The organism is Luteibacter rhizovicinus DSM 16549 (assembly GCF_001887595.1).
Lineage (GTDB): Bacteria > Pseudomonadota > Gammaproteobacteria > Xanthomonadales > Rhodanobacteraceae > Luteibacter > Luteibacter rhizovicinus.
This window is the reverse complement of sequence record NZ_CP017480.1, coordinates 2,053,319-2,066,061: the sequence shown is the minus strand read 5'-3', so window position 1 is coordinate 2,066,061 and position 12,743 is coordinate 2,053,319. Positions and strand designations below refer to the sequence as shown.

General features: G+C 66.0%; 7 protein-coding genes. 4 read left to right on the top strand and 3 right to left on the bottom strand.

What is annotated here, in order from left to right; genetic code table 11:
* Nucleotides 1–47 precede the first annotated feature (47 nt).
* The 4 genes from BJI69_RS09230 (at nt 48) to grxD (ending at nt 3,966) form a co-directional block, all read left to right on the top strand.
* Nucleotides 48–1,292, top strand: a complete 1,245-nt coding sequence (locus tag BJI69_RS09230; RefSeq protein ID WP_046968204.1) for an aminotransferase class I/II-fold pyridoxal phosphate-dependent enzyme — start codon at nt 48–50, stop codon at nt 1,290–1,292.
* Nucleotides 1,293–1,295: 3 nt separating this feature from the next.
* Entirely contained in the window at nt 1,296–1,910 is a 615-nt protein-coding gene (locus BJI69_RS09225; protein ID WP_046968205.1) for an SGNH/GDSL hydrolase family protein, read from the top strand.
* A gap of 191 nt (nt 1,911–2,101) precedes the next feature.
* Nucleotides 2,102–2,971 (top strand): UDP-2,3-diacylglucosamine diphosphatase, encoded by an 870-nt coding sequence (locus BJI69_RS09220; protein WP_046968206.1) that lies wholly within the window; start codon nt 2,102–2,104, stop codon nt 2,969–2,971.
* A gap of 71 nt (nt 2,972–3,042) precedes the next feature.
* On the top strand, nt 3,043–3,966 hold the full coding sequence (grxD, locus tag BJI69_RS09215; protein WP_046968207.1) for a Grx4 family monothiol glutaredoxin: 924 nt from the start codon (nt 3,043–3,045) through the stop codon (nt 3,964–3,966).
* 92 nt (nt 3,967–4,058) lie between these two features.
* Here grxD and pbpC read toward each other — a convergent pair whose 3' ends face one another.
* The 3 genes from pbpC to BJI69_RS09200 form a co-directional block, all read right to left on the bottom strand.
* Nucleotides 4,059–6,410: a penicillin-binding protein 1C gene (pbpC, locus tag BJI69_RS09210; protein ID WP_046968208.1), complete on the bottom strand. Its 2,352-nt coding sequence runs from the start codon at nt 6,408–6,410 to the stop codon at nt 4,059–4,061.
* On the bottom strand, nt 6,407–11,386 hold the full coding sequence (locus BJI69_RS09205; RefSeq protein WP_046968209.1) for an alpha-2-macroglobulin family protein: 4,980 nt from the start codon (nt 11,384–11,386) through the stop codon (nt 6,407–6,409). Before BJI69_RS09205 ends, pbpC begins: the two co-directional genes overlap by 4 nt.
* Nucleotides 11,387–11,501: 115 nt before the next feature.
* On the bottom strand, nt 11,502–12,644 hold the full coding sequence (locus BJI69_RS09200) for an acyltransferase family protein (RefSeq protein WP_046968210.1): 1,143 nt from the start codon (nt 12,642–12,644) through the stop codon (nt 11,502–11,504).
* Nucleotides 12,645–12,743 lie beyond the last annotated feature (99 nt).

The window sequence follows — 12,743 nt, the reverse complement described above, 5'->3', positions numbered from 1 at the left end:
ACGACCGTCGGGAACGCGCCCGGCGGCATGCACCGGAAGTCCTGCACGTGTCATCGATCAAGCCCAGCGCGCACCTGGCGGAAGTGCGCTATGAAATCCGCGGCGCCCTCACCCGGCGTGCCCGCGACATGGAAGCGGCCGGCCAGCCGATCATCAAGCTCAATATCGGCAACCCCGGTCGTTATGGCTTCGCCACCCCGCCGCATCTGCGTGAGGCGATCGGCGCCCATCTGACCGACAGCGAAGCCTACGGTCACGAACAGGGCCTGGAAGAGGCCCGCGAGGCCATCGTCGCCCAGCAGAAAGCCCGCGGATCGGTCGGCATCGACGTCGAGCGCGTCTTCATCGGCAACGGTGTCAGCGAGCTTATCGATATCTCCCTGCGCGCCCTGCTCCAGCCCGGCGACGAGGTGTTGTTGCCCAGCCCGGACTATCCGCTGTGGAGCGCGGCGACGATCCTCAACGACGGCAGCCCGCGTTACTACCGCTGCCTGGCGGAGAACGGGCACCTGCCCGATCCGGACGAGATCGAGGCGTTGATCGGCTCGCGCACGCGCGCCCTCGTGCTGATCAACCCGAACAATCCCACCGGCGCCGTGTACCCGAAAGCCCTTCTGGAACGTATCGTCGAGGTCGCGCGGCGTCATGGCCTGCTGCTGCTCTGCGACGAGATCTACGACGAGATCCTCTACGACGACACGCCGTTCCAGCCGCTGGCGGCCATCGCCGGTGACCATCCCTGCGTCAGCTTCGGCGGGCTCTCCAAGGTGCATCGCGCCTGCGGCTATCGTGTCGGCTGGATGAGTCTCTCCGGCGATCCCCGCCGCACTGCCGAGTATCGCGACGCGCTCCAGTTGCTCGCCGCCTTGCGCCTGTGCGCCAACGTGACCGCGCAGTGGGCGGTACGCCCGGCCCTGCTCGACAAGCCGACCATCGGTGCACTGACCTCGCCCGGCGGCCGGCTGCACGAGGCACGCCAGACGGTGCTCGACCATGTCGCTGCCAGCCCGTTCCTCGATGTCGTCGCACCGGGCGGTGCCATCTATGCGTTCCCGCAGATCCGTCCGGATGCGATCGCCCATTTCGACGACACCGCGTTCGCCCTCCGTCTGCTGGAGGAGGAGAGCGTCCTCGTCGTTCCGGGGACCAGCTTCAACCTCTCGGCGAGCCGTCATCTGCGACTCACCCTGTTGCCCGAGCCGGCCCAGCTCGCGGAAGTCTTCGTGCGCATGGATCGCGTGCTGACCCGCATGGCCAACGAGGCCGCCCCCGCCGCCAGCGCGGTCGCCTGACCCGTGGCGGAAACGACCTTCCTCGCCCTCGGCGATTCCTACACCATCGGCGAAGGTGTGCCGACCGAAGGCCGCTGGCCTGAACAACTGGTGGCGCGGTTGCGCGAGCGCGGTGTCATGGTGGGCGACCCACGCATCATCGCGACCACGGGCTGGACTACCGACGAGTTGTCCGGTGCGATGGACGAGGCCGGTCTGCGTGGCAGCTTCGGCCTGGTCACCCTGCTGATCGGGGTGAACAACCAGTATCGCGGCCGCTCGGCCAGCGAGTATCGCGAGCAGTTCCTCGCCCTGCTCCACCGCGCGATAGCCCTGGCCGGCGATTCGCGACGGGTCGTCGTGGTGTCGATTCCCGACTGGGGCGTCACCGCTTTCGCCGAGGGCCGCGACCGTGCGGCGATCGGTAGCGACATCGACACCTTCAACGCCATCGCGCACGACGAGGCGATTCGCGCGCATGCGCGTTGGGCGGACGTGACGCCTGCCTCGCGAGCGGCGGGCGCGAAGCCGGGGATGCTGGTGGAGGATGGCCTGCATCCGTCGGCGGCGCAGTATGCTTTGTGGGTGGATGCGATCCTGCCCGAGGCGCAGGCGGCGGTGAGGGAACTTCACCGCTGATCGCCGACGAATCGGCTCTTGCACAAAGTCGGCACATCCTTCTCCTGGTGGGAGCCGATCCATCGGGATCCGGTGCATCGGCACCGGCCAGAACCCCTCTCCCCCGCAACATCGCTGAAACACGCCCGCCACGGCCCGGTTACTTCCCAGGCCGACACTGACGTCCCGGGACAACCCGGGAAACCGACGTCATGGCCAAGCTCTCCTGCCGCAGCGCCTTCATCTCCGACGTGCATCTGGGCACGCCGGACTGCAAGGCCGCCTATCTGCTCGACTTCCTCAAGCATCTCGACTGCGAGCGGCTTTACCTGGTCGGCGACATCGTCGATCTCGAGGCTCTCGCCAAGCGCCATTGGTGGCATCCGGACCATAGCGCCGTGATCGCCGAGCTCATCGCCATGGCGGCGAAGGGCGTCGAGGTGATCTACCTGCCGGGCAACCACGATTTCCAGATGCGCGGCCTCGCTGGCTCGACCATCGCCGGCATCCGGGTGGAGCTCGATGCGGTTCATGAAGGTGCCGACGGCCGCCGCTATCGGGTCAGCCACGGCGACGAGTACGACCCCGAACACATCGGGCGCAGCTGGATCGCCTGGCTCGGCGACAACCTGCACCGCTTTATCTGCTGGGCGAACCGGCGCGTGCACGCCGTGCGCAAGCGACTCGAACTGCCCTACATGCCGCTCTCGATCATCCTGAAGTCGCATGTGGGCGCCGCCCTGGCCTACATCCGCGACTACGAGCAGCGGGTGGCCTCCGACGCCCGCGAGCGAGGCTTCGACGGCCATATCTGTGGCCACATCCACTTCGGCCACATCCGCTCGCTGGACGGCGTCCTGTACATGAACGACGGCGACTGGGTGGAGCACTGCACGGCCCTGGTCGAGGATATGAGCGGCGCCATGGAGCTGATCCACTGGACGGAGCGCTGCACCCAGCTGGGTCGCGCCAGCCGTGAGACGGTGTTGCCGTCCCCCGAGGCCGTGCGGGGCTTCGCGCCGCTGGTCGACTGCAGGGCCGATTTGGCCGAATTGACCACGGAAGTGTCACTAGCGGGTTGAAACGGACTGTCGGGGGGCCCATGTGCCACGGATGCCGGTAAAATGGCCCCCTCTCTTTCCGCGGTGACCCCATGGCCCTCGATACACCTACCCGCGAGCGCATCGAAACCCTCCTCGGTCAGCATGACGTCGTGCTGTTCATGAAGGGCACGCGCCAGCAGCCGATGTGCGGCTTCTCGGCAGCGGCGACCAATACGCTCAACGACATCATCCCGACCTACCACACGGTCAACGTGCTGGAAGATCCGGAAATCCGCGAGGGCATCAAGGAATACGGCCAGTGGCCGACCATTCCGCAGCTCTACGTGAAGGGCGAGCTGGTCGGCGGTTCGGACATCATCCGCCAGATGTACACCAGCGGTGAGCTGTACACCCTGTTCGGCGCCAGTGCGCCGGATCGCACGCCGCCGGAAATCGCCATCACCGAGAAGGCCGCCGAAGCCATCCGTGGCGGCATGGCCAATGCGCAGGGCATGGCGTTGCACCTCGAGATCGGCCCGGACCACAGTGCGGGCTTCCAGCTCGCCCCGGCGGGCGACTTTGACATCGTCGTGGTTGCCAGCGGCATCGAAGTGCACTTCGATCCGGGCAGCGCCGCGCGCGCCAAGGGCGTCGTCATCGACTGGGTCACCACGGTCCAGGGCGAAGGCCTCAGCCTGAAGTTTCCCGGCGCCGTCGAGATCGGCACGCTCAACGTTCACCAGCTGAAGGACCGCCTCGCCGCGGGGGACATCACCCTCGTCGACGTGCGCTCTGCTCACGCCCGTGCCATCGCCGCCCCGCTCGCCGGTGCGCGCATCCTCGAAGAGGAAGGCTACGAAGCGCTGGCCCAGCTGCCGAAGGATGCCCCGATCGCCTTCATCTGCCACCACGGCGTCTCCAGCCGCGCCGCCGCCGAGCGCTTCGCCGCGCACGGCTTCACGCAGCTGTTCAACGTCGAAGGCGGCATGGACGCGTGGTCGCGCGAAGTGGATCCCACGGTCCCGCGTTACTGAGCCAAGGCCGAACCTGGTCCGACAATCAGTTAGAAAAGACGGCGCCTTCGGGCGCCGTTTTCGTTTGCTACGTCAGCGCGGCCTGAAAACATTCAGCGCGGCCCCAAAACATGCAGCGTGATGCGGGCAAACGGCCCGTTCTGCGCGACCGCCGTGATCTGGTGATCGCCGGGCAGGGGAAGCGCGATCTGAATCGGCTTGGCCCCGGCACTCGCTCCTTGCAGGCGTCCATCGAGCAACCATTGCACGTCGTCGACGGTACCTAGCGCATTCACCGTCACGTGCAGGGGCTCCGCCGCGTTAGGCGGTTTGCGAAGCGTCACGCCATCGGCGACGCCGGCGATGCGAATCGGGCTCGCCGCATCCAGTGAGTCGGGTGCGCACCCTGCGGCCAGCGGCGGCAGGGCCGATGCGGCGAGATCGTCCGTCGACAACCATGGCGTCGCCAATGCAGGCCACCGCGCCACCGTCACCGTGCGCGCGCCCACCGGGCCGCAACCACCACTCAGTCGGCGGCCCTTGTCGTCGATGTGAAGCACGATGCGTCCGCTTGCCCAGGCGGTGATCCCACGCTCGGCAAACGTGGGCGGTACGGTCTTGCCCAGGATCCAGCTCGCATGGCGCTGGCGACACTGTGCTGGCGGCGTATCGGCGACCGTGCCACCGAGCGGCCAACAGATATCGACCTTGCCGACATCGACGGGCTGCGTGGCACGAGTGCCTGCGTGGGTCACGGGCAGCATGCCGTTCACGGCGAAGAGCAAGGGCAGCGAGGTCACCGCACCGTATTGCCCCGGCGACGGCGTGCCATCGGGGCGACCGATCCACACGCCGATCGTCCAGTCATCGGTGACACCCATCGCCCAGGCATCACGATAGCCGTAGCTGGTTCCGGTCTTCCATGCCAGCGGCGCGGAGGCGCTGACCGAGCCCTCCAGTGGTGCGCCCTCCACCGCGGCCGGGTTACTGGCCAGGATATCGCGCACGATCCATGCCGCCCCCGGGGACAGCAGATGGCGTGGCTGGTAGGGATCCGTCGTGGTGAAGCGCGGCGGCGCGGCCACACCCCGGTTGGCGAACGCGCTGTACGCACCAACCAGTTCCTCGAGGCGCGCGGAGGCACCACCGAGGATGACCGAGAGATTGGGTTGCGCGCCATCGGGAAGGCGCAGGTCGACACCGCCCGCCGCGAGACGCGCCACGAAGCGATTCGCACCGACATGGTCCAGAACATCCACGGCAGGCACATTGAGTGACGACTGCAGCGCGTCCGCGACGCTGACGGGACCGTGGAACGCTTCGTCGAAGTTACCCGGACGATAGCCGCCGAAATCCTGCGGGGCGTCCACCAGCAGGCTGCCCGAACCGATCAAGTCGTCGTCGAGGGCGAGGCCATAGAGAAACGGCTTGAGCGTCGAGCCGGGTGAGCGCTGCGCGCGAACCATGTCGACATGACCGTAGCGCAGGGGATCGGCGAACGCCGCAGTGCCTACATAGACACGCGCCTCCATCGTAGCGTTGTCGACCACAAGCACGGCGGCCGATGTGTGGGACGGAAGGCGGGAAAGATAGTCGCTCACCCGATCCTCGATCGCCCGTTGCAACGGCGCGTCGACCGTCGTGACGATCCTGCGCGCATCCGGATCGCGCTGGTGCAGCCGTTCGGCGAGCAAGGCGGCGTCCAGGGGCGACCGCAACGAGCGGGCGACAACGGGCTCGATCGCCGCGTCGCGCACCTCGGCATCACTCCAGCGACCGAGGTCGCGCATGCGCCGGAGTACCTTGTCGCGCGCCTCTCGCGCCGCCGCAGCGTGGCGGTCGGGACGCAAGCGGCTTGGCGACTGCGGCAATACGGCGAGCAATGCCGCTTCCGCATGCGACAGACGGCTGGAAGGTTTGCCCAGGTACGCCCAAGAAGCGGCTTCGACACCCTGGATAGGGCCGCCGTAGGGTGCGTGGGTCAAGTACAGATCGAGGATCTGCGCCTTCGACAGATGGGCTTCGAGCTGCATCGCCCGAAAGATCTGGACGATTTTCCCGGCAACGGTATGCGGGATCGGATGGATGCTCCGCGCGACCTGCATGGTCAGCGTGGAGCCACCCGAAACGACATGGCCCCGCCACAGGCCACCCGCCGCTCCACGAAGCAGCGCCCAGGGATTAACCCCTGGGTGCCACCGGAACCAGCGATCCTCGTACGTAAGCAGGGCATCGAGGTAGAGCGGCGACACCTGCGCCGCCGTGACCTGCTGACGCCACACGCCGTCGCTATCGGCGAACGCGCGCAACGGTGTGCCGTCACGCGCGACAACGACACTGCTGATCCCGTCGGGGCCAGGCAACCGCAGCGGGAACACGCGATCCAACAGCACCGCCACGACCACGATCGATCCCAGCACGATCAGGACAGCCCGTCGCCATCGACGGGCCTTCCCGGATGTCACGGCTCGCCCACCGTCAGCGTCGTCAGCGTGGTCTTGCCGATCCCGCGCACCGCCGGACGGTACATATCCTCCACCAGCGGCGGCGGCACCACGTACGTCCCTGGCGTTACCGCGCGAACCAGATAGAACACATGCGCGACCTGCCCACGGCGTAGCTTGAGGGCGGCCGCATAACGGTCGTCACGGTATTCCTCGTGCACGATCTCCGCCGCACCCTCGTGCTCGTCCAGGTCGATGCCATCGACCACCACGCCCTTCCACTGCTGAGCGCCACCGAGGTTGAGGTTCTCGATCTCGAGACCGCCGGGAACAAGATCGCTGACCAGGGCGTCGGGCATATCCATGCGTGCCTCGATCCGCAATTCCACGATCAAGGTATCGCCCTCTTTCAGCGAGTCGCCGGACCAGGCCTGGCCGTCGGTCGTGTAGTAGCCCCGCCTGACGTCGATCTGGGTGTCGTCGGCGGGTGGCGCTTTCTGCGAGATACCCGCCACGTCGAGCGTCGCGAAAATCGTCGCGTCGCCTTCCGGCTGAACGGTGACACCGGAGGCGAGGTCGGCAGCGGTCACATCGCGGGTGAACAGGAAGCGGCCATCGGGCACCGCCTCCTTCGTCGCGCCCACCTGTAGCGATGCCGACAGGGGACGATTGTCCGCGGCACCGAACACATGGGCCACGCGTGCGATGGCGACTTGCTCCTGCGTGCTGAGGTACGACCACGACCAGTGGTAATACGGCACTTTCGCCTGCATGGCACGCACGTTGGCAGTCGCGTTCCGCGCCCAGTCGATCAGCTTGGCGTCGTACTCCGGCTTACTCATGCCGTAGGAATGGGTGAGCGCGACCATGGTGCCGAGATCACGCAGGTCCGAACCGTAGTCACCGACGTACCACGGGCGCTCCTTCGTCCAGGCGAAGGCTTCATCGACGGCCTTCTGCGCGCGCTCGTTGTCACCCATGAGCTTCAACGCGATACCAAGGTGCACCAGCGGCAGCGGAGCCACGAGCTTGCTGCGGTCGTTGTCGAACAGATTGCGCAGCGTACCCAGCGGCGCCCGGTTCACGCGGGCGAGCACGAAGCCGGCGTAGGCCTCGTCGGCCAGACGCATGTGGTCGTGGTGTTCGTAGCTGTAGTAAGGATGTCCACCGGCGAGAAGATCGTCACTGCTGCGTTGCAGGGCCTTCTGCAGTACGTCGTCCGGCACCGCGTACCCCGCTTCGCGCGCATCGAGCATGAAGTCGATGACGTAAGGCGTGATGAAGGTTTCGATCGGGCTGGTGCCACCCCAGAAGCTGAAGTGACCGTTGCTCGCCTGGAAGGACGCGATGCGCGCCAGCGCCGTATCGACGGAGGAACGCTGCGCCGCCGGGCTGAGACCCGTCGTACCGAGCATCGCTGCGGTCTTCTGGTCCATGTACAACGCCGCGTAGCCCTTGCTGGTCGTCTGTTCGATGCAGCCGTAGGCATAGGTCAGCAAGCTCTTCAGCGCGGCGGCGTACGGCAAGGGCGGCAGCGTGCTGAGCGTGATCCGGCCGAGCACGGTCGACGGCACGAAGCCGGCGGCGAGCGATCCATCCAGGCGCGTCGCCTTGCCACCTTCGATCGCCATCGGCACCGACTTCACTTCCTCGGGCCACGCACTGCGGACGGAAAACTCGAAATGCCGATCCACGCTGAAATCGTTGAGTTCGGCGTGGATGTCGACCTTGGCCACGTCGACACCCGCGGCCGCCGTGACCGGCATCGTCAGCACCGTGCCCGCGCCGTTCTTCAGCGTGACCGACTGCGTGGTGTTGTCGACGCGGATAAGACCGGTACCTTTTACCGTGACCTTCGCGACACCGTCCTTACCCGACATGTTCTTCAGGTCGATCGTGATCCTTGCCTTATCGCCACCGGCCATCACCCGAGGCGTGCCCGGCTCGACCACCAGCGGCGCACGCACGGTCACCTGGCCTTCGGCATTGCCGAAGCGATCCTCACTGAAGGCAAGCGCCGACACGCGCAGGCTACCGTTGAAGTCCGGCACGTCGACATGCACGACGGCCTTGCCACTGGCATCGAAGGCCACCGGACCGGCGAAGAGATCGACGATCTTGACCTTCGGATTCAGGCGCGTGGCCTTCGGCAGCCCCTTGCCACCCATGTCGCCGCCGTAGCGCAGCTTCGCGGTGGCGCCGTCCATCGCCTCGATCACGCGGCTATAGAGGTCATACGCGTCGATCACCATCGCGCGCCGGGCGAACATCCACGCCCAGGCGTCCGGCACGGGGTAGTTGGTGATGTTGAGCACGCCCTGGTCTACGGCAGCCACGGCCACGAAGGCGCGCTTGCCAGCGAGCCCGTCCGCCTGCACCGTGACATCCAGCGGATTCCCGGGACGCATCGTCGCCGGCACGCTCAGCTTGAGCGGGATGCGACGGTCGTTGCGATCCATGGTGACGTGCTCGATGCCCATCGCGCGCGCCGGCGTCGTCTTGTCGCTGGCCTGACCGCCACGGAAGGCGAGCGCGACGACGTGGACGTCATGGCGTTCCCATTCGGCGGTCACGGGGATATCGAAGGTCGCTCCGGCTTTCGCGTCGATATTACGGGTGTAGAGCAGATGATCCGACTCCACCAAAAGGACGCCAGGACCGGGCTGCGGCGGCGTGATCGTCACCTTCATGGTGTCACCGGTGCGGTAACGCGCCTTGTCCAGCGCAATCTTGACCTTGTCCGGCCGCGCTTCCTTGCCCGTATTTTCGTCGTCCCAGCTGTAGCCGGCGAAGAAGGGGAACACCGTCGTCAACTTCGTTTCCGGATCGAATACCTCCAGGCGGTACCCGCCCCACGAGACCGGGAGGTCGAGCTTCGCGCTCTTGCCGGCGGCGACGTCGATATCGTGTTCCTCCATCAGTTCGAGACTGACGTTGGCGTTCGACTTCCAGTCGTCGCCGTGCTCGTACAGCCAGTAGAACGAACGGATCTCGCGTTGCAGGCGTACTTTCAGATGCTGCCCGGCGACCAGCTTGCCGTCGGCGTTCGCGCGGACGATCTCGAACGACGCGTTGCTCTCGCTCGGCGCGCCCTGCTTCGGATCGAACAGCGGACGCACGCCAACCAGGTTCGCTGCCGGCCAATAGACCTTGTTCATGACACGCGTGACGGCGCGGCCACCGGACTCGTATACGCTGCCGGAGACCACGAAAGTCATCGGGCTAACCGGCTTCACGTCATCGGGAACGGCGATGTCCTGCTCCATCTGGCCCTTGTCATCCAGGGGTTGATCGACGATGTCGTCGGCGCTTTTGTGCGGAGCGACCAGCGGGTCACCGAAGAACGTGTCCTGCATGGCAGGCAGGGGATGCACTTCCGGCGCGACGAAGAGCTTCGCCGTAAATCGATTGCCTGCCGCCGGGGCGCCGAACAGGTAGCTCGATTCCACCTTGAGCCGCAGCGGCTCGTCCGGCACGACGTGCGTCTGCGGACTGGTGATCGCCACCTTGAGGCGTTCGGGAAGGAATTCCTCGACGTGGAACGGGAACGCCTGCACGGACTCCTTGCCCGCCGGATCGAGCCGGAACTCCAGTTGCCACAGACCGGTCGGGGCATCGGCGGGAATGGTCTGCTTCAGCTCGTAGTAGTCGAGTTCATCGGGCTCGATCTTGGTATCGACCAGCGCGCGGCCGTCGGGCTGCTTGAGGCGCACATAAAGCGCCTGCTGATTCATCGGTTTGCCGTCGTAGTCACGCAGCAAGGCGGACACGCGCATATCCTCGCCGGGACGATACAGATCCCGACCGGACCAGGCATACACTTCGAACGGCGCCTGGCGTCGACCCGTCACCTCGAAGTTGGAAACGTCCAGCGCCGGTCGATTGAACGGAAGCACGGACACGTCGCTGCCGTGACGCGCGACGAGCACATCGTTGACATCGACTTTGTAGGCAAGCAGGGCGTTACCCTTGTCATCCGTGGTCGCTGAAAGCGTAGCCTGCCCACCCTCACCATCGATCTCGACCTGGACACCGCTGACCGGTGAGCCATCCTTGAGCGAGGCGACATGGAGCAATGCGTTGTCCTTGTATACGCGCAGGTGCAGGCCGAGGTCGCTGACGAAGAAGATCGACGTGTCATAGGCGTCGCTGAACGAGCCGCCGCGCCGAAGGACCGCCATGTAAACGCCGGGCTCCTTCAGCTGGGGAATGTCCTGCACGGGGATGAAACTCACCGAGCGCGCGTTTTTCTCGCCAGGCAAGGTGTAATGGTTGGCATACACCGACTGCCCGATCTCGGTCAGCGGCATCGGGCTGCTGGTGCCCGCGTTACAGGTGCGATAGCTGGTCGGTTCGAAGTCGAGCTCGTAGCTCTCCTGCCGCTTTCCCACCGAATACGTGCAGAACAACTTCGAGAGCTGGTCGTCCTTGATCCGGAAGAACTCGATGCTCGCGTCTTCGACGTTCATCGAAACAATCGGCAAGCCGCGCGTACCCCGTGCTGGCAGAACGCTGCCTTTGGAAGCGAAGCCCACGGCAGCCGGCATGTCGCCAGAAAAGACATCGTGGCGCTGGTCGGCGGCCAACGTACGACCGTCCGCAGCCAGGAGGGTCGTCTTCACCGTCACGGCGTAGTGGGTGTTCGCCGTGACGAACGGGAAGCTAAGCGTCTTCCGGTCGCTGTCGAGCGTCCAACTGCCGGTAACGCCCCCTCCGTTGGGGCCGGTGACGACGATCCGCTCGTCGAAGGGCTGCGCATCCACCAGCGGTGCCGTAAAGATCAGCACCAGCTCACTGCGCCCGTCGCGAAAGCGGCTGCTCGCCGAGGCGACACCGAAATCCTGCTTGCCGCCTTTGGCGGCGGCTGGGGCTGCGCCCTGCAGGGCGGGTTTATCTCCCTCGTCGTGCCGACAGGCACCCAGGAGGCTAACGATGGACAGCAGACCGCACACAACAACGATGCCGCCGATACGGCGGACCTTCCTATGGTTCGACATGTTGGTTCCCTGTGAGTGGGCAAAGTGTCGCATGACCTCGTGGCGATTTCGAGGCGGCGACCGGGCACGACCGGGATGCCGCGGCACCCGACGTGCCCTTTCTGTCAGGACGGTGTCAGGCCGCTGCGGACGACCGGGTCGCGACAGCCAGCGCATGCGATCGGCGATCGCGCCAACGCAGGAACGGACGCTCCACCGCGTAGTGGAGAACCGCACCCCCCACCAACGTCGCCAACACATAGATGCCGAAGCGCAACAGGCCATGCTCGACCAGCCGGCCGACGAGCGCTGCCTGCACCAGCATGAACACGCCCTTGTGGCTGAGATAGATGCTGTACGACGCCGATGCCAACCAACCGGCACCGGGGATCTTCAGGCGCGCGAACCACGTTACGCCGCTACCGGCAGCGACGAAGGCCATCATCGCCAGGGCGACCAGCGGATAGCCGACCACGCAGGGCCAGAAGTCGGCGCGTGCGTTGTCGAAGAGCACGATGGACGCGGCAAGCAGTGCACCCCCGAGCGCCAGCAGCAGGTTCACACGGGCGTGGATCCAGGCGAACCACGCGGGACGGTAGACACCGCAGGCCGCCAGCGCGACACCGGCAACGAGCCCGTCCAGTCGCGCCCAGGTCGGGTAGTACAGATAACGCAGATACCTGGTTCCCCGTTCGTCGGCGGGACCACCGACCGGGCTGTCATTCGGGCCGACGAAGTGCGTCCACAACCAGGCGCGTAACAGCACGCCGCCCACGACGACGACCAACGCCACCGTGGCGAATTTCCACGCGGCCGGCCTGCGCGTCAGCGCGAAGGCAAGGAAGGGGAAGACAAGATAGAAATGTTCCTCGACGCAAAGCGACCACACGTGTGAGAACGCGTAGTTGTCGCCGTCGTCGTACTGGAGGTTGAAGGTGAAGGTGAGGAACTGCCACAACGGCTGCATGCCCGGCGTCTCGGGCCACGCCGCCCACAGCTTGTACAGCGCCAGCACGACGAAGAACGCCGGCAGGATGCGCACGAAGCGGCGCGCGTAGAATGCGCGGAAGTCGAGTGTGCCCGTCTGGGACAGGGCCTTCAGGACCTGCGTGCCGATCAGGTATCCGCTGAGCACGAAGAAGAGATCCACGCCCATCCACCCGGACCACTGCAGCAAACCGTAGCCGTCGCCGAGACCGCCAATGAGGTAGCTATGGAACAGGAGCACCCACGCGATGGCGACGGCGCGCAGCGTGTCGAGTCCGGGGAGGCGGGTCATGCGCGTTCCTTGCTTGGGCTGAGCGTGAATGTGCGGGAGTACCGGGCGCAATCGCAGGCCGGGTTATGGCGATTCGGAGGCACGGCGCATCCGGAGGCA